A 21,450-nucleotide genomic window follows, 5' to 3' on the forward strand; every position below is an offset into this window, starting at 1 on the left:
AGTTTATTAATATGTCTGAAAGTTTCAAAGAATTATTTGAGCAAAGTATTGTTGGTGCACAGTTTTATCCTGGAGCGATTATCACAGCAAAAGTCATCGGAATCGATGATGATTACGTAACCCTGAATGCAGGCTTGAAATCAGAAGGTATCGTTGCTGTCGAGGAATTTCAAGATAAAAATGGTCAATTGGAAATTCACTTAGGCGATACTGTCGAAGTAGCCCTCGATTCTGTAGAAGATGGCTATGGTGAAACATTGCTCTCCAGAGAAAAAGCAAAACGCCAGGAAGCATGGCGTAAACTGTCTAAGTGCCATGAAAACAACGATACAGTGACTGGATTGATTTCTGGTAAAGTTAAAGGTGGTTTCACTGTTGAAATCGGCTCAATCCGCGCATTTTTGCCAGGTTCTTTGGTTGACGTCAGACCTGTTCGCGATCCTTCCTATCTTGAAGGTAAAGAATTAGAGTTTAAAGTTATCAAAATGGATCTGAAGCGCAATAATATTGTTGTTTCGCGTCGTGCTGTTGTTGAAGAAGAAAGCAGTGCAGACAGACAAGCGCTTCTTGAATCATTACATGAAGGCCAGGTGCTCAATGGTATTGTCAAAAATCTCACTGATTATGGTGCATTTATTGACTTGGGTGGTATCGATGGCTTATTACACATTACTGATATTTCCTGGAAACGCGTTAAGCATCCAAGTGAAGTACTCACAGTAGGTCAGGATGTTCGTGTTAAAGTATTAAGCTTTGACAGTGAGCGTAACCGTGTTTCGCTAGGTATGAAGCAATTAGGCAACGATCCTTGGGTTGATTTGGTTGAACGTTATCCTGTTGGTAAAAAACTCCAAGGTAAAGTGACTAATATTACTGATTATGGTTGCTTCGTTGAAATTGAAGAGGGCGTGGAAGGTTTAGTTCATATGTCTGAAATGGATTGGACTAACAAGAACGTTCATCCAAGTAAAGTTGTTTCAATGGGTGATATTGTTGACGTGATGGTTCTTGAAATTGATGAGGAACGCCGTCGTATCTCCCTTGGCATGAAACAATGTGTTGGTAATCCCTGGCATCAGTTTTCACAAACTCACAGCAAAGGTCAAAAAGTTAAAGGCAAGATCCGCTCAATCACCGACTTTGGTATATTTATTGGTCTAGATGGTGATATTGATGGCTTGGTTCACTTGTCTGACATCTCCTGGAACACTCCGGGCGAAGAAGCTGTAAAACAATTCAAGAAAGGTCAAGAGTTGGAAGCAGTTATTCTGGCTATCGATGCTGAGCGTGAGCGTATTTCTTTAGGTTTAAAACAACTGGAAGGTGATGCTTTCACTACCTATGTTGAAGAGAATACTAAAGGCGCAATCGTTAAAGGTAAAGTGATTGCTGTTGAACCTAAGACTGTAACCATTGAACTGGCCCCCGAAGTTGTTGGTACTATTCGTGCTAATGAGTTATCTGAGGAAAGAGTTGATGATGCAACTACTCTCTTTAAAGAAGGTGATGAGGTTGAGGCAAAAATTATCAATATTGATAAGAAAAACCGCACCATCGCACTTTCTGTTAAAGCGAAGGATGCTCAAGATCAAGCTGAAGCTATCAAAAAATATTCACGAAGTGGTGATGTGGCTTCAACTACATTGGGTGATTTGCTTAAAGAAAAAATGGCAAGTAAAGAAGGCGAATAATTTTGTCTGAACTAAAAAAAGCGTAGATATCTACGCTTTTTTTTTATTTTGATTGTCAAATTTTTTCGGAATGGTAGAGTATTACGATGTCTTTGGGTTTTCTAGCAAACCATTCATTATAGGAATAATGCATGCGTTTATTTATGATGATATTTTATTTGCTATTGATTCTGTTAGGAGTAACATTTGCTGCCTTGAATGCTTCTTCAGTTGCCGTTAACCTTTATTTCACAAAGGTAACCATGCCTATATCTGTTTTGATGACAATCATGCTTGGAATTGGCTTGTTATTAGGTTTTCTTTTGTTTTTGTATCGGTATTGGCGCCTTAAGGTAGAACATTTACGATTAAAAAATCAATTTAAACTGACGGAAAAAGAAATTAAAAATTTAAGGTCGATTCCCTTACAAGATCAGCACTAGCGTTGAATGATTAATGGATAATTACGTTATCATTGGCATAATTTGGCAGATGACACATAGACTTTGGACAAACGAAATAATGGAGAGCTTTAATGATTAATTTATGGCCATTATTGTTACCTGCTGCCGCTTGGTCAGGTTGGTGGGTTGCTAGCCGTAATTATTCTGGCAAAGAAGCAGAGTTCAATAACCGTTTATCTCGTGAATATGTGGTCGGTTTAAATTATTTGTTAAATGAGCAACCGGATAAAGCAGTTGATGTTTTTATTAAACTTCTTGAAGTGGACAGTGAGACGGTGGAAACACATCTTGCTTTAGGAAGTTTGTTTCGCCGTCGCGGCGAAGTAGACAGGGCTATTAGGATTCATCAGAATTTGATTGCTCGGCCTCAATTAAGTTTAAGGGAAAGAAAAGAAGCATTAATGGCGCTTGGCCAGGATTATATGAGTGCGGGAGTTTTTGACCGTGCTGAGCGTATTTTTTTGGAAGTTGTTGAAATGGGTGGAGGTAATGAAACTTGTAGTTTGCAAGGATTACTGGCCATCTATCAGCAAGAAAAAGCTTGGGAAAAGGCTTTGGATATTATCAAAAAAATAGAATTGTCATTAGGGCAGAGCATGCATATCCAGGCTGCGCATTACCATTGTGAAATTGCACATCAAGCCTTAAAAAATAATTTAATAGAAAAAGCACAAAATGCGATTAAACAGGCGCTGGTGGTAGATAAAATGTGTGTTCGCGCTAGTTTAATGCAAGCCTCACTGGAGATGCTTCAGGGGCGATACAAACAAGCCATTCGCTCCTTAAGGCGTGTTCCTCAACAAGATCCTGACTTTCTTAGCGAAATAATAGAACCTCTGGTAACCTGTTACCGCGAGCTCAATGAGATGCAAGAATGCGTCACTTTTTTGCAAGATACACTCGCTGAGCATCCGCGTGCTTCTACCATCTTTGTGATTGCTGAGTTTTTGCGTCACGAAAAAGGTGTGGATGTGGCTATCGACTTTGTCTCAGAAAAGCTCAGCGTCCATCCTTCCATCAGAGGACTAAATCGTCTTATTTTTTGGCATCTTGAGACAGCGCATGGCAAAGTTAAAGAGAAATTACAGATGCTCTATGATATTACAAGTAAATTTTTAGATAACAAGCCAATTTATCGTTGTGGCCATTGTGGGTTTGGCGGAAAACATTTGCATTGGCATTGCCCAAGTTGTAAGCAGTGGGGTAGAATGAAGCCAGTTCATGGTTTGGAAGGAGATTAATTCCAAGCTTAGGTATGAAAGCTAAAGTTAACTTAAATTCTACGTCCCGCGACTTGTTTGCGAGATTCAGAAACCTTTCAGCATCACTGGGATCTGCGTAAACCCGCGGAAGGTAGAAGGCAAGATGCCATGGTAATTAGTTAAAAATGCGCCTTAATTGTCTTCTTGGCGAATGAGAGAAAAAAATGCAATTTATTGATCTGAAAAAACAATACAAGTTGATAGAAAATGATGTTCTACGTAGTATTCAGGCTGTTCTAGAACATGGACAGTATATTATGGGGCCTGAAATAGAAAAATTAGAAGAGCAATTGGCAAAATTTTTAGGGGTTAAACATGCCATTGTCAATTCTAGTGGTACAGATGCGTTGCTTATGGCGCTACTGGCATTAGAATTAGAACCTGGAGATGAGGTCATTACAAGTCCCTTTAGTTTTTTTGCTACTGCTGAAGTGATTGCCCTTTGTCAGGCCAAACCTGTGTTTGTGGATATTGATCCTCTGACTTACAATATTGACTCTACTAAAATTGAATCAAAAATTACGCCAAAAACTAAAGCAATTATGCCAGTTAGTTTGTACGGACAGTGTGCCGACATGCATGCTATTAATCGCTTAGCCAAACGTTATGGTTTGCCGGTAATCGAAGATGCAGCTCAAAGTTTCGGAGCCACCTACCATGGTCTTTATTCCGGCGCCTTAACAACCATCGGTTGTACCAGTTTCTTTCCTTCCAAGCCTTTAGGAGGATACGGTGATTCCGGTGCATGTTTCACAGATGATGATATTTTGGCAGAAAGAATGCTTGAGATCCGAATCCACGGTCAAAATGCTAGGTATTGTCACCGCAGAGTAGGAATTAACGGGCGCATGGATACTATTCAGGCAGCCATTCTAATCGAAAAATTGAAACTATTTCCAGACGAAATTGCCCTTAGGCAGAGAGTAGCACAGCGTTATGAGCAATTGTTGTCAGGTATCGTCAAGATACCAGTTATTATGCCAGAAAATACTAGCGTTTTTGCTCAGTATACCATTGAAGTTCCTAATCGTGATGATTTTCAGAAGAAAATGCAGGCACTCGGTATCCCTACTGCTGTTCATTATCCTGTTGCAATGCATCAACAGGAGGCGTTAGCCTATTTAGGCTATAAATTGGCGGATTTTCCCCATGCCGAAAGAGCCAGCAAGCACGTCGTCAGCTTACCTATGCATCCTTACCTGACCTTAGAGGAACAGCAAATGGTGGCTGGTGCAGTCAAATCTTGTTTAGCGACGGAATTCGCGGGAGCATAGGTTGAATTCAAAACTTATTGTTGCTCTTGATTTTCATCAGCAGGAAGATGCATTGGCGTTGGTAAATCAGTTAAATCCGACGCAGTGTGCGTTAAAGGTCGGTAGTGAAATGTTTACCTTATTTGGTGTACATTTCATTAAGCAACTTATTCAGAAAGAGTTTAAAATTTTTCTGGATCTAAAATTCCACGATATTCCAAATACAGTGGCGAAGGCCTGTAAAGCCTGTGCAGAACTTGGTGTGTGGATGATTAATGTTCATGCTTCAGGCGGTTTAACAATGATGCAAGCGGCCAAAGAAGCCATAGCCAGCTATGGTTCTCTGCGCCCCTTGCTGATTGCTGTAACCATTTTGACCAGCTTAAATCAACGTGATCTGTTGTCAATCGGAATAGATCATTCGTTAGAAACTCAGGTGGAGAAATTAGCGAGATTAGCACATCAGGCGGGATTAGACGGTGTAGTGTGTTCCGCACATGAAGTCGCAGCGATAAAAAAAGCCTGTGGAAATTCGTTTCTTACTGTTACCCCAGGAATTAGGCTATCAGATAGTAAAAAAGATGATCAAAGTCGAACAATGACGCCTTCGCAAGCTATCGCACTTGGTAGTGATTATCTGGTAGTGGGCCGTCCAATTACCAGTTCATCTGATCCTGTAACAATCATTGACCATATTAATTCTGCTATTAGTCTCTAATCTGCTTGCGCGGCTAATGTCTTCTGTCATTTTGAAATGCTTTGTCCTCAAACGATTCAATAATGGGATTTATTTATCCATAGATTTATGATAATTATAAAAATAGTCAAATTATTTAACAAAAACTACTCTCCATTTCACGAACACAGGATTGTCGTGTAAGGTAACTCGCAACTAAAGGAATAGACTATGCCACGAGAGGAAGTGTTGAGTGCATTGTTGCACCAGGATATAGTGCTTCAACCGAATATTCTTTTATTAAAGAAGTTCTTACTTACCGTTCATCAAGGCTGGTTTCGTATTAATGGTTTACCCCCGGATAAAAAATATACCTTAGCTGATTATCTATTGGATGATGAAAAACTTATTATCGATTTCACTCGCATGAGTGAACAATCTCGAGACGAATTTTTAAAATGGTTTCTAAAGCCACACCGCAGTAATGCACATGAAGCTTTACTAAGCGGGGTTACAACGAATAATTACCGTGGTTATACCGCTGAAGTGGGCTTAAGCAAATGGGGGCGAATCATTAATTTCTTGCTTTATCGTAAAAAATCCTATCATTGGAATCTGGTTTCTCAAGGGAAATTTGATGATTGTGAATCTTCAGGCATAGAGCTCTGTCAGGATTCTCATGGTCTATTAATTGGTTTAAACCAATTTTTTCTTAAAGATACGGACACCAAATACCATGAACTCCATGATAACCAAAGTAAACCACTGCGAAATTGCAAGCGCATATTGTTAACTGATGCAATGGTAAAAAAATTAATTGCTACTGATTTAACTTCCTATGATTTTGCATCAGCAATTTCTCAACCCCATCCCTTTTCGATTCACGTGGTTTCAGAAGCCAAGCGAATACAAGCGATGCTCGAATATCGAGAAACTCAGCGATTAATTAGAAAAAAAGCCTGGTATAAGCGCTTGTGGGATTGGTTTCAATCCCTATTTGTGAGAGGGACTTCTCAAGACATTGAAATGACAGAAATAGATTCAGGTTGCAAAAAATATCACCTGTTATTTGCTGAAAAAGATGTTCAAGTGTTTAAGCGTAATAGCGATGGAAAAATTTTTGTAACAGAGAAGCGACCCGATTTAGACAGTATGGTATTTTGTGGTGGAGGAGCAAAAATTTTTGCCCACGTTGGTGCACTAAAGGCATTTGAGCAAGTAGGAATTAAGCCGACTAAATATGCAGGAAGTTCAGCTGGTGCTATTATGGCGGCGCTTTGTTATCTGGGATACTCTTCTGAAGATATTCTGAAATTTTTTCAGTGGTTTAAGCAAGATAATATTATTCATTATGAAATAGACAGCTCAGGACTTTCTGATGCACGCGCTATGAAGGCTGCTCTTGATTATATGGTGATCAAAAGAGTTGATGAAATCATTCAACAATACGAAGTTGATAAAACACCTGAAGGCCGAAGGTTTTTAGCTGAAAAAGTGTTTAAACATGGAAAAATTACTTTTGAGTCGCTTCATTTTCTTAAGGAACGTTATCCAGATTGTAATCTGGGAGAGAAATTAATAGTTACTGCCACTAATGTAAGGAGCAGAAAAACGCGTTACTTTTCCTATGCTAGCACCCCATGGATGGAAGTCAGCGAAGCGGTAAAAACCTCAGCCAGTTTTCCTGTTGTTTTTAAACCAACTATCGTTGAGGGTGATACACACAAAGATGGAGGAATTTTAAATAATTTCCCCACAGAAGTATTTATGGGGGATTTATCCACCTTGCTTGAATCTGAGCATGGTAATTGTCTAAGTATGGTCGCCTTTCAATTTGATCATGGGTATGAGCGAAGTTTGTTAGACAAGGTAGTGGATAGAGTTTATCGTGAAAATTTTTTTTGGAATTGGCTTTATGGACTTTTTACTGGTGTCAAAGATCCGGTAAGTGGCTGGGAACGAGATCGTCTAAAGTTATTGCAACACAGTAATCAGGTTGTTCTTATTCCGGTAGGCAATGTTTCATCAACACAATTCGATCTGGATAAAAAAGCCCAAACCACCTTAGTGGAAAATGGTTATCAAGCTGCAAAAAACTATGTAGATGCACGTTACAAAACGGTAAGCCCAACGGTAGCAAAAAATGATGAACTAATTTATTCCACGTTTACCTCGATTGAAGAGTTACTCTATTTTTCCTGTTATAGAGGGCACGCTAATTGGTTTGAAAAGCTGGCCGTAGAAGCCCAAAAAGAAGGGATGACTGAGCAAAAAGTACGGCAATTAAGAGAGAATTATTTTTCTTCACGGGTAATGGCCAAAAAAGAAAACAGGCCTACGGCACATAATAGCTATTTTCCAACAAAATTATCTGGAAATATTTTGGAAAACCAATGGATTACCAAAAATATGCGATTGTTTGAAGCAATTTATCCAGTTTTTCATAAGTTACCTGAGATGTTCCTAACCAATACCTCTGATTTAAAGCTATTCAAACTGGCACGACATTCGCTTTCTCTTCATAAACCTCTGGAAGGTTTAAAATACTTGCAAGAAATCAAGGGAGAAACTCATGTGCTTTTATTTATTTTTATTCAAATTTTAAGTACGGCTCATTTGGATAAAGTTGATCAGGTTGTTGATAAATTAAATTTCTTTATAGCAACCTTGCAACATTTGGAGACAGAGAAATTACAACATCCTTCATTTTATAGTAAATGGAGCTTATTAAATAGACAAAGTAACCGCGTTTTAAACTTACTCAATAAACAGAGTTGGAATGAGGTTTTTGACCTCTGCTCATCTTTAATGAAAAGAGAAGAGCCTTTAGAAACTATAATAATAAAGGATACCTTGGAGGATGGAGAGGAAGATGGCTACGCTAATAACTGGTTCTTCGAAGGGAATAGGCCATGCCTTGGCGCTTGAGTTTGCTAAAAACGCCCATAATTTAGTACTTTGTGCTCGAGATAAAATACGTTTGGAACAATTATCCTCTGAGATAAAAGATGCTTATTCGGTTGAAGTGGATGTGATCTCTTTAGATTTGGCACAAAGCCATAGTGCCTTTCAATTAATTGAGGCGCTTGAAGAGAAAAATTGCAATATAGATTGTCTGGTGAATAATGCAGGTATGGGATATTTAGGTGATTTTATATCCATGGATCCACAAACTTTAAATCAAATGCTCCAACTTAATATGGTTACTGTGAGCGAGTTAACGCGTTATTTTGCAAAAAAATTTGCGCAACAGGGTAAAGGTAAAATCCTTCAGGTTTCTTCGACAGCCGCTTTCCAACCTGGCCCATTTATGGCAGCTTATTATGCCTCTAAAGCTTATGTGACCTCATTATCGGAAGCATTGGCGTATGAACTTAGAGATTCAGGCGTTATGATTTCAATTCTTTCTCCTGGTCCAACCCAAACCCATTTTTTCCATGAGGCGGGTATGGATGAAAGTCATCTTGCCAGAGGGGCCTTGGGTGTCATGAGCGCCGAGAAAGTCGCAAAATTAGCCTACAAAGGATTGCAACGCGGTAAATTATTTATAATTCCCGGTACAATTAATAAACTACTGGCCTATAGTGCTTCAATGTCTCCATTTAGAATGACGCGCCGAATTACCGCATTTCTCCATGGAAAATAGGTGTTGTAATAGGATAATGCTTCGCAAATTTACCTTAATTTGCAATAATTACCACGTTTACACTACTAGTTTTCATCTATGTCAAACGCACTACATCATTATTATTTGCAAACCATGGGGATAGAGGTTTGGATTCCGCGAGAAAAAAATGTTTCCTGTGGGAGGAACTTATCTCAACTGGCAGATGAAATAGCTGCTTGTTCACGTTGCGTTCTCCATAAAACCCGCACACAAACGGTATTTTCTCGAGGTAATCCACTTGCTAAATTAATGATTATTGGTGAAGCGCCCGGTTTTTACGAGGACAAACAAGGATTACCTTTTGTTGGTAAGGCCGGCATGTTGTTAAATCAAATGCTGCAAAGTATTGGATTTTCTGAACAAGATGTTTATATTGCCAATGTTTTAAAATGTAGACCTCCTGATAATCGTGATCCCAAGCCTGAAGAGATTGTTCATTGCAGCGGCTATCTGTCAGAGCAAATTCAATTAGTTAATCCTCATTTGCTGCTTGCGCTTGGGCGCTTTGCCGGGCAGTTTTTGGCAAATAAAATCGCACCTCTTAACCAGCTCCGACAAAAATTTCACTCCTATAATAATATTCCTTTTTTAGTGACCTATCATCCTGCTTATCTATTACGCAATCCCTTGGATAAAAAAAAGACCTATGCTGATCTTTTAACAGTAAAAAAGTTTTTGATGGAAAGAGTAACGTGAAAACAATAGGTGGTATGACTTTATTGGAATTAGTTTGCTGTTTACTCTTAATTTGTGTTTTATTTTTTACGACTGTTCCTGCCCAGTTTTCATTAATGCAACACAATCAGCTAAAGGTCATGGAAGATGAAATCAGTAATGCTATTCGTTATGCAAGAAAAATGGCACTCTTGCATGGTGTTCCTTTAGCATTAACGCCACTACAAAGCTCCAACGATTGGTCAAAAGGAATGATTCTTTTTATTGATAATAAACAACATCAATATCGTTCGGGAGATAAACTATTGCATCAATGGCAATGGCAGAAGCCTGGTCTGCAGATAAGTTGGAAAGGATTTTTATCCAATTCCTATCTTTTATTTTCAAATAACTTAAAACATGCAGCAACGAGCGGTCATTTTGATCTTTTTACTGCTGATTCAAAACATGTAAAATTAATTGTTAATCGTTTTGGACGTGTAAGTAAACCTGTATCAATCCGTGATGGGAAAGATCTTCATTGATACATTAAGGTTATCAACGAGGAGATCAGTTAGGTTTATGGTATAATTCGCCAAATCTTGCTTTGATTCCCTACTATGTTTGCTCAAACTGTAAATCCTCCAGAAAAATTATTACCCTGGCTTAATCACCAACGTTCTTTAACCGCTAAATTAAAAAAAGAGAGAGGGGAGGCTATTCTGAGTATTCTTAAACAGGAATGGAGAAATTGCAGTTGGTGGGATAGATATGTTTTGGGTTTAGCTATAAATTCAGTGATGCACAGAGATATTATAATGACAGCACAGAACAAGGCGTGCTGGTATGCTAGAACGATAATTCCCTGTGATTGCTATGAGAAAAATGCCTCGTTTTTTATGCGATTAAAAGAGGAGGCATTGGGTGTTATTATTTTTGATACCCCCGAAATACAGCGTGATCGAATGATTCATTATTCAATTGATAGCGCTTCACTGGAATATTATTGGCTGCCTCATCATTTAAGAGGAACAGGGGAGCGTTTGTGGGTGAGATTATCTAAATTTATCTTGCCTCAGAGTACTTTTTTTTATCTTGTGGAAATTCTCTTGCCTGAACTTTTAAGGATGAAAAATTGAGATTGCTTCATTATTTTCGCTTAATGCGTCTTCATAAACCAATTGGCATTTTGCTTTTATGGTGGCCGACAGCATGGGCACTTTGGTTGGCGAGTGAAGGAAAGCCCCCTTTCTCTTTAACCTTATTATTTTTAGCAGGTACAGTCTGCATGCGGTCCGCTGGCTGTGTGATTAATGATATTGCTGACAGACATGTGGATTTGCATGTCAAGCGTACGAAGACACGACCGTTAACAGCGGGACAGGTAAATTTAATTGAAGCTTTTTGCCTGCTTTTCATTTTATTACTTCTGGCATTGACTATTTTGCTGCAATTACCAAAACCATGTTTTTACTATGCTTTGGTGGCAGTCGTTGTCACCCTGTTGTACCCTTTTTGCAAGCGATTTATTCAAAGTCCGCAGCTGGTTTTGGGTATTGCTTTTTCAATGGGAATTCCCATGGTTTATGCTGCCCTGGATCATCTTGTAGATAAAACCATGATGATATTACTATTCATTAACTTTATATGGGTAGTGGCCTACGATACAGAATATGCCATGGCTGATCGAGAAGATGATTTGCGTATTGGCATTAAGTCGACAGCTATTCTTTTTGCCTCCTATGACAAATTAGCCATTGCCTTGTTGCAAGTATTATTACATTTATTGTGGCTTCCTCTGGCATTTACTTTAAATTCACTCTTTTTCTGGGGTTGCTGGTTTTATGCGGCTCTGAATTTAGTTTATCAACAAAGACTCATTCGCCAACGCGAAGCAGTGAATTGCTTCAATGCTTTTACTAGTAACAACTGGTATGGATTAAGCATGTGGATTGGGATTGTTGGCGCTATGGGGAGGTAATCTTCATTATAGCCCATCAAATTAGGTTAATGTGATTGAAACTGATTGATGCATATTAATCGCAATCAGTGCTTCATGTCTCTCTTCAACTTTCGCTTTAATATTATTTTCAATCGGAGTACTCACCACATCACTAAATTCTTGGAGTACTTTTAATTGAGTATCCCTATAAAATGAAGTGTCTCTATAGACTCCGACCAAGCCCAGGGTAAATACAAGATCCCCCACAATGACTAAGCCAACCGCTAAAGCGCCTATACCCAAAGGTCCTGCAATTGCCAGAATTCCGGCTCCAACTAAACCACCAGCAATAAAAGCACAGAAAAAACCCGTCCCCAAGATTAAAATTCCGGCAGCCATAACAGCAGAATTTACCGCTATTCGTGTCTTAATAATCTTATGGTTAGCCAGTTTATTTTCTTCTAAATCGTGCTCTAAAAGACTAATATTTTTTTGTAGTTCTTCATAATTGGCTAGTGATGGATCTTGTAGCGTTTTAATTGCTGCGACTGAAATGGCAATCAAAATTTCTGTCGAGGGAAAACTCAGTGCCTCTAGCTCATCAAGACTAATTTTAAGTTTCCTGGCACAGGATAAGATATATTTTTTTCGCTTTGTTTCTTTGTTAGAAAACATTCGCTGCATAAGCAATTGATTTTTTTGTTTTTCTAACTCTCTTTCAAACAACTTACTTTGTTTTTCAAAAAGCGACATAGGTCCTTACCCAAGGAAAAATATTAATGCATTATTTTTCGAATTATCTCAATTGGGATAAATGCACTCAATAGCGCAACTAATTAAAAATGTCTTCATTACGCACTTTCAGGGTAAGAACATACCATATGTTAATTAATTTAACACCATTATCTTGCGCAAATTACATTATCCTGAAGCATTGTAAGTCTAAAAGTGGTTATATTAGGAACTAAGAGGGTTGCCCTTTGCAAAAACAAAGGGCGCGGGCATGAGCGACCGTTGAAGGATTGGTTTAACCAACCGTCATCATCATGGTACTCTAGCCCAGCTCTCGAAACGTTTGAATAGTTGCTTGGGTCTGATTACACACCCGCTTACAATCCTAACAATTTTTATTTCGAGGCTATGATGCCATTGTACAATAATTTTGTAGGTGTTGATATTGGGAAGTTTAGTTTCGTAGTAGCAGTTGCCAATGCAAGATTAAAACCTTTAGTTACTGGGGGGCTTGATCAACTTGCTTAAAAAAATATTTTTTAGACTTATAATTTCTCGCTTCACGTATCATGGGTGTGATTAAAATAGCTCAAGCCCACCGGCGTCATTGCGAGAAGCGTAGCGACGAAGCCATCCCGAGATACGAAGCAAGAAATCTGATGCTTAAGGATATCAACATAAATAAGATCTTCAGCCTGGATTTATTAAGCAATAGAGTGGTGTAAAGTTAGTTTACGGGTTCTATGCGGATAGGCTTTCAGTCATTACTCAACCCAACAAATTTAAAGAGGTTCAAGAAAGAAAAAATTGATTTTAACCCAAAGCATAAATTGCGATGGTTAGATTTTACGAAATTTAATCCAAAACACATTGCTCCTTGCTTCGCATCCCTGGATTGCTTCGTCGCTACGCTTCTCGCAATGACGCCGGTGGGATTGAGCGCAATTTTAATCAACCCAAGTCATCGTCAATTCAGCCCCCGAACAATGTGAAGGGGAAACATAGTTGATCTCCAGCAGATAAACCTCCCGCTTTTTTGAACAAAAAAAGATCCTTCGCTTTGCTCCCAGGATGACGTAATTGCAATGCTCCTTGTAGTTTAAGTAAACATCATTCTGAACGTAAGGAGCAGTTACATTTAAAGTGTGATCTTGACGTCCTTGGAATCCTCAATTTTAGATTCTTTCCTCTTTTCGGATTCTAAATACTCTAAGTAGTCAGGTTGATTGAAGAGTTGCATAATCATTAATTCTTTCGCATTTGGCAATTTTAGTCTGTTGCCTGATTTCTCATAAAGAGACTTTATTTCTTCAGCCGCTTGACCGATCAATGCCTCAGCATCCATCTGTAACATCAGCTCAGCAAAAATAGTTGCATTAAGGGCTCGAAAAGATTCATGATGGGTGACGCTCATCACACCTGAACTACAAAAGCTTTCCTCTTCAATATGAGCTACTTCATGAGAAAGCATCTCAATTAAATCATCGATGAGCTTTCTAATAGAATCGGTAGATGCCTTACCTCTAAACCATGATGCGAGTTGCTCTTGCCAGTTGAATGGGTTAATAAAAATACTGGCTTGCTTTATTTGTTTTCCATGTTTTATTCTCTTATTAAATTCAGCTGGTTCAACATGGGCTAGAGCAGAGGGCGCCCTGAACTCCTTTAAATCCATTGATTCTTGCAAGTTCCAGTAGATCTCTCACATCATAAACTTCACCCACAGCTGAATCTAATTGCTTGGCTTGTTGCCTTAAGCTTTTAAACTTATGATGATTCCCAATAAAATGTTGTTTTCTTATATTAAATTGTGTTGGATAAGGTGGGGCAGGATTTACCGTTGGGGCATTTTGATAGCGTAAATGTAATCCCGCACTGAGAGCATTTAGTTTACACGTTTGACCTTTTTGCTTAAATCCCGGCGGTAATAGGTCAAGTACTTTACATTCGTAACCTTTGGCTTTTAATTGAACAATTAGGTCATCGAGATATTGGAACAACATATTATCATAATGTAAATAAATAGGTCGCGTATAATACAGTGGATGTAAATTTCAATCAAACTGTTGTACTCATAAGTGTCAATGAAACCATAGGAATGAATATACTGGATTGTAAAAAATTTGCTGCTATCACTGTAGTAATTACAGATCTCGTGCTTCAGCGATATCTGAAAAAATTCATTCGTGGTATTAGTGGACAGAAGGATTTACTAATTCATCCAGTAAACTACTAGCGCCAATACGAAACCAGGCTTTATTCACATTACTTTTAAGTACATGCTCGGCAAGACACATATAAGTAAAGGCTTGAGCAGGCAATTTAATGCCTCCTGAAACTTTCAAACCGCAATGGATATCACTTGCTTCGATTGCTTTTAAAATTGCAAACGCAGCAGAGGGTGTGGCACCTTGTTTGAATTTACCAGTTGAAGTTTTTATAAAATTGCAGCCATTATCAATAAGTCTGCAACTGACATCATAAATTGATTCTAATGTGGGAAAAGCCCCAGTTTCTAAAATTACCTTAAAGGTAATTTTTTGTTGCTCGCAAAGCGTATAGACTTGTTGACAATGAGTTAAAGCTTCTTGCTCGCGATTATGGAGATAATTTTGATAAGGAAAAACATAATCAATTTCCTGAATAGGGAAATTGCTAAGTAAGTGATTGGTTTCAGCGAGAGTCTCTGTCAGAGAGTGATTGCCTGTTGGAAAATTTACTACGGTTGCTAATTTAATGTCGGCAAGTGCTGTCATCGCTTTAACATGCTGGGGCAAGACACAAATAGCCGCAACATGATAAAAGTTTGCTTTTTTCATTAGCATGTCTAATGCCTCGGAAGAGGCATTTTCATGGAGTAGCGTCAAATCAATTAATGAAATAGCTTCTGTCTTTAGAATTTCACTATCTTTGACGTTTTCATTGATTTCGCCAATAGCGATTAGAAATTCAGCTTCTAAATTCACGCCAGGCTCGCAATAAATTGCTTAATCAAACGATTTAATTTTTCTGCTGCTTTTGATGCCATCAATACCACTGCTTCATGGCTGTGGCTCGTGCAAGCAAGCCCTGTTGCATAGTTGGTTATCGTAGCGATAACAGCAACCTTCATACCGCAATGATTGGCAACCAATACTTCGGGTACAGTAGACATGCCTACTGCATCAGCGCCCAAAATACGAAATGCTCTGATTTCGGCAGCGGTTTCGTAGTTAGGACCCAGAACGGAGATATAAACACCCTGATTAAGAGTAATGTTCTCTTTATGGGCAATTTGCAATAACTTATCGCGCATTTCCTTATCATAAGCATTATCCAAAGGAAAGAATCGAGGACCAAATTCGTCATCATTGGGTCCTACCAAAGGATTTCCTGGTTGCAGGTTGATGTGATCAGTGATAAGCATTAATTCACCAGGGCCTACATCTTCGCGTAGTGAGCCGGAAGCGTTTGTTGCGAAAAAATAATCACAGCCAAGCAGTTTCAATGTTCTCACATAGGTTTTGACTACTTCGTAATCAACACCTTCGTAAGTATGAGCTCGACCTTGCAAACAAACGACACCAACACCTGACAAATAGCCTAAGACTACATTGCCCCCATGACCATGCACGGTAAGCTTTGGAAAGCCTGGTAATTGTTCATAGCCAATAGATACAGCATCTTCCAGCTGATCAGCAAAACTGCCTAAACCTGAACCCAAAACAATACCCAATGTGGGTTTAAAATTGGGGAGCTGGTCTTGAATTTGTTTGGCGGCTAAATGAGCCGATGTAAGGGTTGTTTTCATCATACGATTTAATCCTGATTAAGGCTTAAGTTTAAATGCTTCGGGTAAAAGTTCAATAATGGTTAATGTTTTTATAATGGTGTGGTTATTGCACAGGTGAATCGACGTATTCGGTTCTGAAAACTCTATAATTCGCTGGCGACAAGCACCGCAAGGGGGGCAAAGGGTGTTTTCACCATTAAGCACAACCATGCTTTTGATTTTCCTTTGCCCAGCTGTAATCATATGACAAATCGCAGCCGTTTCTGCGCAAATGGATAAACCATAGGAAGCATTTTCAACATTAACTCCGGTATATAAGCTGCCATTTTCACTACAAAGACAGGATGCCACTTTAAAATTAGAATAGGGAGCATAGGCATGTGTTAAGGCTTGCCTTGCCTGATTGATCATTGATGTTTCCAAGTTAACCATGAATACTCCTAAGCTGGGAAAGACTATACTCATTATCCATTAGGCTTACAAGTCATCACTTTATTATATATAGCTGGAATAATAAAAGAGTACTACAAAGTCAAAAATAGCGTTTGCCTCTAATGTATTTGTATTACACTATATGATTATAAATTATGTAAAATAGTGGTATTTTATACTTATTTATTCCCCACCCTTAAAGTGAAAGAGAGTTGAGATTGAATTGTTGCAATGAGTTGGTGGGTAATGTTACCCATTTAGTGCGCTCCTCAAGGGATTTATAATTGAGCATATTGTTTAATTTAGATCATCATCGATTGCTTCACCATAAAAGAAAGAATAAGCCTGCGTGCCATTAGCTTTCTGTCCGCAAATTAGGGATGAAGTCCTAAAAGTCTGGTGTTAAGTTTGATGAAAAGAGAGAGCGTATGGAATTAAGTAAAGATGGCAAGACCCTATTAAAGGTAACTGATAATGATATCAAAAAAGATGGATCTTATAACATTCCTGAAGGGGTGACCTCTATTGGTGAAGAGGCATTTAGCGATTGCAGTGGTTTGCAGTCCATTACTATCCCTGAAGGGGTCACCTCTATTGGTAATTGGGCATTTTGGAGGTGCAGTGGTTTACAAGCTGTCACTATCCTTAAAGGGGTCACCTCTATTGGTAATTGGGCATTTAGTGGTTGCAGCAGCTTACAATCCATCACTATCCCTGAAGGGGTCACCTCTATTGGTGATTCGGCATTTAGGAGTTGCAGTGGTTTACAAGCTATCACTATCCCTAAAGGGGTCACCTCTATTGGTGAAGGGGCATTTAGTGGTTGCAGCAGCTTACAATCCATCACTATCCCTGAAGGGGTTGTCTCTATTGGTGATTGGGCATTTGATCGTTGCAGCAGCTTACAAGCCATTACTATCCCTGAAGGGGTCACTTCTATTGGTGCTTTTGCATTTAGCTATTGCAGTGATTTGCAGTCCATTACTATCCCTGAAGGAGTTGTCTCTATTGGTGATTGGGCATTTGGCTATTGCAGCAGTTTGCAATCCATTACCATCCCTGAAGGGGTCGTCTCTATTGGTGGAGGGGCATTTTACAACTGCTCGAGCTTACACAGCATCATGATTGCCGGCAAGGATGCTGCTTCTATAGAACGAATTATCAATTTATTACCAAATAATATAAGAGATAAAGTACTCTCAAAGGAGATGGTTGACTCCATTTTTCAAAAGCGTAAGGCTCAGCTTTCCAGAGTGGCACTGGCGCCGGAAGTAAATCCGCTGTATCGCTATTTTAATGCGAAGGCCCCGTATATTTCCAAGGTTGAGGTTGAAGTAGAAGTAAAAAATAAGGATGGAACAAAGGAAATTAAAATTATAGAAGAAGAATGTAGCAAGCTTCCCAATGACTTGTTTCGGTACATGAACCACTTTTTAGTGAGCGAGAGTCCTTATTACAAGAAAGCAAACACTCGCATGTCTCAAGTGCCCTTGCCCAAAAATCAAGAGGAGCTACAGGCCTATGAAAATGCCTTGGAAAGAATAGTCAATGAAAGCATTATAAAAGCGACAGCGTTTAGTCAATCACTCTTTTTACTGTTACCAAAAGAATTAAGAATATCTTTAGCGCAATTGAAAGCAGTTACCCTTAAAAAAGAAGACGGCAAGCCGGATGGCTATCTTAACGTCGCTGATGCGATAGATACTCTCCATCAAAAATTACTGCAAAGTTTTGAGAAGACCTTCCCCGCTGATCTCACCCAATTTAAAAAAGAGTGTAAGGAGATCATTAAGGAGGCTCATCTTGTTCTGATTGATGAAGGGTACCCACCTGTCGCAGTTACAGGCCAGCATTTCTCTTTCTTCAAAGCAGAAGTTGCTGAGAAGGTCAGTGCTCTGGAGATGACGGTACAGGGCCTCAAAAACTTCTAATGTAAAGAAAGCATGAAGCCTGCGTGCTATTTGCTTCTGTTCGCAAATTAGGGATGAAGTCCTAAAAGTCTGGTGTTAAGTTTGATGAAAAGAGAGAGCGTATGGAATTAAGTGATGATGGCAAGACCTTATTAAAGGTAACTAATAACGATATTAAAAAAGAGGGGTCTTATGATATTCCTGAAGGGGTGACCTCTATTGGTGATTGGGCATTTGAGAGTTGCAGCAGCTTACAAGCCATTACCATCCCTAAAGAGGTCGCCTCTATTGGTAATGGGGCATTTGAGGATTGCAGCAGCTTGCAAACTATTACCATTCCTGAAGGGGTTACTTCCATTGGTGAGGGGGCATTTTGTGGTTGCAGAAGTTTGCAGGCCATTGCTATCCCTGCAGGGATAACCTCTATTAATAATAGGGTATTTAGGGGTTGCATTGATTTGCAATCCATTACTATCCCTGAAGGGGTTGTCTCTATTGGTAATGGGGCATTTAGTGGTTGCAGTGGTTTACAGTCTATTACTATCCCTGAAGGAGTTGTCTCTATTGGTGATTGGACATTTGAAAATTGTAGCAGTCTGCAGTCCATTACCATCCCTGAAGGGGTCACTTCTATTGGTGCTTTTGCATTTAGCTATTGCAGTGATTTGCAGTCCATTACTATCCCTGAAGGAGTTGTCTCTATTGGTGATTGGACATTTGAGTATTGCAGCAGTTTGCAATCCATTACCATCCCTGAAGGGGTCGTCTCTATTGGTGAAGGGGCATTTTACAACTGCTCAAGCTTGCACAGCATCATGATTGCCGGCAAGGATACTGCTTCTATAGAACGAATTACCAATTTATTACCTAATGATGTAAGAGATAAAGTACTCTTAAAAGAAGTTGGGGAAGCTGCTTTTCAAATTCACAAGCATCAACTTTCCAGAGTGGCACTGGCGCCGGAAATAAATCCGCTGTATCGCTATTTTAATGCGAAGGCCCCGTATATTTCCAAGGTTGAGGTTGAAGTAGAAGTAAAAAATAAGGATGGAACAAAGGAAATTAAAATTATAGAAGAAGAATGTAGCAAGCTTCCCAATGACTTGTTTCGGTACATGAACCACTTTTTAGTGAGCGAGAGTCCTTATTACAAGAAAGCAAACACTCGCATGTCTCAAGTGCCCTTGCCCAAAAATCAAGAGGAGCTACAGGCCTATGAAAATGCCTTGGAAAGAATAGTCAATGAAAGCATTATAAAAGCGACAGCGTTTAGTCAATCACTCTTTTTACTGTTACCAAAAGAATTAAGAATATCTTTAGCGCAATTGAAAGCAGTTACCCTTAAAAAAGAAGACGGCAAGCCGGATGGCTATCTTAACGTCGCTGATGCGATAGATACTCTCCATCAAAAATTACTGCAAAGTTTTGAGAAGACCTTCCCCGCTGATCTCACCCAATTTAAAAAAGAGTGTAAGGAGATCATTAAGGAGGCTCACCTTGTTCTGGTTGATGAAGGGTACCCACCTGTCGCAGTTACAGGCCAGCATTTCTCTTTCTTCAAAGCAGAAGTTGCTGAGAAGGTCAGTGCTCTGGAGATGACGGTACAGGGCCTCAAAAACTTCTAATGTAAAGAGTTATTCCAGCTGCGAAGCGGGCGATTTATTTCTTGTCAAAGTCACTATAGTCAATGTCTCATCATTTTCTCAAGTTATTTTCCTCTATACAGAACAGGTTTTTGTGATGTGCAGAGCTATCAAGCGCGCCCTTGATATAACTAATCCCACATCCATCAGTTCAGGCTGATCAAAAATTATCAGTCAGTCCAAAACCAACTTGTGCAATATGAGGTCTTATTTTGGTGTTTGATGACTGTTCCGAAGAGTTCAAATACATTACTTTTTACACTCTGATGAATAATTTGGCTATACAAAGTCAAATAGCGTTTGCCTCTAATGTATTTGTATTATACGATGTGATTCTAAATTGTATAAATAGAGGTACTTATGGCATTTGTCTATATTGCTCTTCCTGATGGATGGGATTTTGAAGGGAAAAAAGAATTACCTGAAGGAAAGAAAGATGTGCTGGTTCAGCATCAAGGAAAACAGGTTATTGGTTTGCAAGATATTATTAAAGAATGCTTGCGGTGTAAAAAAAGAAATGTGCCTTCAATGACTATTGCATTAAAAAATTCTGACCTTGAATCCATTACGATTTATTTTAAAGTGCCACCACCCACCGAGAAAATCTATATTCAATATGAACCTCAAAATAATGCTAAATGTCCTGCTGAAAGAGTAAGCATTGCTAAGGGCACAGAATTTACGAAGTCAAAAAATATTCAAACTACATATGGGCAGCGCTGGTATAGCATGTTTTATTTTACCCCAGAAAAAATGGCAGCAATTAAAGCGGCTGATAAAGAACAACGTGATAATCGACGTCATGTTGGCGATAGTCCCTATGCTACTTAAAGGTAGCTTAATGCTATTAGCGCTGCCGGATTCTCTAACTAAGCCCGAAAGTGCCAATACAACAAATTTATTGATGAGAGAATGATAGCTTAGCGGTAATGAGTTGGATGAGGCATGTAGTGGGGCTGGGAATCAGGAGCATTGTGAGAGGGAATAATCCAATTAGGCTGCAGTTTGTGACGAATATCTTTTTCAGTGCCTGTGTCATCGACAGGAGTGGTATCCATGTAGTTATGTGTCTCAAAGGTCGTTGTTGCTTCGTCATTTCCTGTAGTAATATTATTTTGCGGGGGTCGATTGAAAGGATTTAATTCGTGGCCTTTTTGCAAATGAGGATAGTAAAGATAACTGGGGTGCTGTGGCATTGTACTGTTGGGTTGGAATGCAAAGCTTAACAGGGGAATTAATAATAAAATTCCTGGCATCCATTTCATGTTACACCCCCTAACTGCATTTCTTATTATAACTATAGTTAATTCTACCGATTTTGGCTTTGCGCGCACCCTTCTTCAGAGAAACATTTCCTATATCAAATAGCAGCC

General features: G+C 39.1%; 21 protein-coding genes. 14 read left to right on the top strand and 7 right to left on the bottom strand.

The annotated features are described in order from the left end of the window. Positions 1 to 11: 11 nt before the first annotated feature. The 11 genes from rpsA to clem_RS05730 all read left to right on the top strand — a co-directional run bounded on the left by rpsA (position 12) and on the right by clem_RS05730 (position 11,627). Positions 12 to 1,691 (top strand): 30S ribosomal protein S1, encoded by a 1,680-nt coding sequence (gene rpsA, locus clem_RS05680; protein WP_094090743.1) that lies wholly within the window; start codon positions 12 to 14, stop codon positions 1,689 to 1,691. Between the two features lie 131 nt (positions 1,692 to 1,822). Further along, positions 1,823 to 2,113 (top strand): lipopolysaccharide assembly protein LapA domain-containing protein, encoded by a 291-nt coding sequence (locus tag clem_RS05685; RefSeq protein ID WP_094090744.1) that lies wholly within the window; start codon positions 1,823 to 1,825, stop codon positions 2,111 to 2,113. A 92-nt stretch (positions 2,114 to 2,205) separates the two neighbouring features. Continuing rightward, positions 2,206 to 3,375: a lipopolysaccharide assembly protein LapB gene (gene lapB / locus clem_RS05690; protein ID WP_094090745.1), complete on the top strand. Its 1,170-nt coding sequence runs from the start codon at positions 2,206 to 2,208 to the stop codon at positions 3,373 to 3,375. Between the two features lie 185 nt (positions 3,376 to 3,560). After that, on the top strand, positions 3,561 to 4,670 hold the full coding sequence (locus clem_RS05695; RefSeq protein ID WP_094090746.1) for a DegT/DnrJ/EryC1/StrS family aminotransferase: 1,110 nt from the start codon (positions 3,561 to 3,563) through the stop codon (positions 4,668 to 4,670). A 1-nt stretch (position 4,671) separates the two neighbouring features. Then, positions 4,672 to 5,367: an orotidine-5'-phosphate decarboxylase gene (gene pyrF / locus clem_RS05700; protein WP_094090747.1), complete on the top strand. Its 696-nt coding sequence runs from the start codon at positions 4,672 to 4,674 to the stop codon at positions 5,365 to 5,367. 189 nt (positions 5,368 to 5,556) lie between these two features. After that, on the top strand, positions 5,557 to 8,253 hold the full coding sequence (vpdC, locus tag clem_RS05705) for a Dot/Icm T4SS effector VpdC (RefSeq protein ID WP_094090748.1): 2,697 nt from the start codon (positions 5,557 to 5,559) through the stop codon (positions 8,251 to 8,253). Continuing rightward, entirely contained in the window at positions 8,198 to 8,971 is a 774-nt protein-coding gene (locus clem_RS05710) for an SDR family NAD(P)-dependent oxidoreductase (RefSeq protein WP_094090749.1), read from the top strand. Before vpdC ends, clem_RS05710 begins: the two co-directional genes overlap by 56 nt. Before the next feature lie 78 nt (positions 8,972 to 9,049). Next, a complete protein-coding gene (locus clem_RS05715) occupies positions 9,050 to 9,688 on the top strand; it encodes a uracil-DNA glycosylase (protein ID WP_094090750.1) in 639 nt (212 codons plus the stop codon). Continuing rightward, a complete protein-coding gene (locus tag clem_RS05720; protein ID WP_094090751.1) occupies positions 9,685 to 10,191 on the top strand; it encodes a GspH/FimT family protein in 507 nt (168 codons plus the stop codon). Before clem_RS05715 ends, clem_RS05720 begins: the two co-directional genes overlap by 4 nt. Before the next feature lie 75 nt (positions 10,192 to 10,266). Further along, positions 10,267 to 10,785 (top strand): chorismate--pyruvate lyase family protein, encoded by a 519-nt coding sequence (locus tag clem_RS05725; RefSeq protein ID WP_094090752.1) that lies wholly within the window; start codon positions 10,267 to 10,269, stop codon positions 10,783 to 10,785. 23 nt (positions 10,786 to 10,808) lie between these two features. Beyond that, on the top strand, positions 10,809 to 11,627 hold the full coding sequence (locus clem_RS05730) for a 4-hydroxybenzoate octaprenyltransferase (protein ID WP_232505602.1): 819 nt from the start codon (positions 10,809 to 10,811) through the stop codon (positions 11,625 to 11,627). Between the two features lie 21 nt (positions 11,628 to 11,648). Here clem_RS05730 and clem_RS05735 read toward each other — a convergent pair whose 3' ends face one another. From clem_RS05735 to cdd, 6 genes are all read right to left on the bottom strand, one after another. Beyond that, positions 11,649 to 12,341, bottom strand: a complete 693-nt coding sequence (locus clem_RS05735) for a hypothetical protein (protein WP_094090754.1) — start codon at positions 12,339 to 12,341, stop codon at positions 11,649 to 11,651. Positions 12,342 to 13,458: 1,117 nt separating this feature from the next. After that, positions 13,459 to 13,995: a hypothetical protein gene (locus clem_RS05740; RefSeq protein ID WP_094090755.1), complete on the bottom strand. Its 537-nt coding sequence runs from the start codon at positions 13,993 to 13,995 to the stop codon at positions 13,459 to 13,461. Continuing rightward, positions 13,949 to 14,323 (bottom strand): hypothetical protein, encoded by a 375-nt coding sequence (locus clem_RS14970; protein WP_094090756.1) that lies wholly within the window; start codon positions 14,321 to 14,323, stop codon positions 13,949 to 13,951. Before clem_RS14970 ends, clem_RS05740 begins: the two co-directional genes overlap by 47 nt. A gap of 189 nt (positions 14,324 to 14,512) precedes the next feature. Beyond that, complete coding sequence (gene deoC, locus clem_RS05750; RefSeq protein WP_232505571.1) at positions 14,513 to 15,286, bottom strand: 2-deoxyribose-5-phosphate aldolase; 774 nt, start codon at positions 15,284 to 15,286, stop codon at positions 14,513 to 14,515. After that, complete coding sequence (locus clem_RS05755) at positions 15,283 to 16,113, bottom strand: purine-nucleoside phosphorylase (protein WP_408606880.1); 831 nt, start codon at positions 16,111 to 16,113, stop codon at positions 15,283 to 15,285. The genes deoC and clem_RS05755 overlap by 4 nt, the downstream gene beginning before the upstream one ends. Positions 16,114 to 16,128: 15 nt before the next feature. Continuing rightward, on the bottom strand, positions 16,129 to 16,524 hold the full coding sequence (gene cdd / locus clem_RS05760; RefSeq protein ID WP_094090757.1) for a cytidine deaminase: 396 nt from the start codon (positions 16,522 to 16,524) through the stop codon (positions 16,129 to 16,131). A gap of 428 nt (positions 16,525 to 16,952) precedes the next feature. Between cdd and clem_RS05765 the strand changes: the two genes are divergently transcribed. The 3 genes from clem_RS05765 (at position 16,953) to clem_RS05775 (ending at position 20,908) form a co-directional block, all read left to right on the top strand. Continuing rightward, on the top strand, positions 16,953 to 18,455 hold the full coding sequence (locus clem_RS05765; RefSeq protein ID WP_094090758.1) for a leucine-rich repeat domain-containing protein: 1,503 nt from the start codon (positions 16,953 to 16,955) through the stop codon (positions 18,453 to 18,455). A 101-nt stretch (positions 18,456 to 18,556) separates the two neighbouring features. Then, positions 18,557 to 20,059 (top strand): leucine-rich repeat domain-containing protein, encoded by a 1,503-nt coding sequence (locus tag clem_RS05770; RefSeq protein ID WP_094090759.1) that lies wholly within the window; start codon positions 18,557 to 18,559, stop codon positions 20,057 to 20,059. Between the two features lie 378 nt (positions 20,060 to 20,437). Then, entirely contained in the window at positions 20,438 to 20,908 is a 471-nt protein-coding gene (locus clem_RS05775) for a hypothetical protein (protein WP_094090760.1), read from the top strand. Positions 20,909 to 20,997: 89 nt separating this feature from the next. Here the strand turns inward: clem_RS05775 and clem_RS05780 are convergent, their stop codons facing one another. Next, positions 20,998 to 21,342 (bottom strand): hypothetical protein, encoded by a 345-nt coding sequence (locus clem_RS05780; protein ID WP_094090761.1) that lies wholly within the window; start codon positions 21,340 to 21,342, stop codon positions 20,998 to 21,000. Positions 21,343 to 21,450: the final 108 nt, after the last annotated feature.

It is taken from the genome of Legionella clemsonensis (assembly GCF_002240035.1).
GTDB lineage: Bacteria > Pseudomonadota > Gammaproteobacteria > Legionellales > Legionellaceae > Tatlockia > Tatlockia clemsonensis.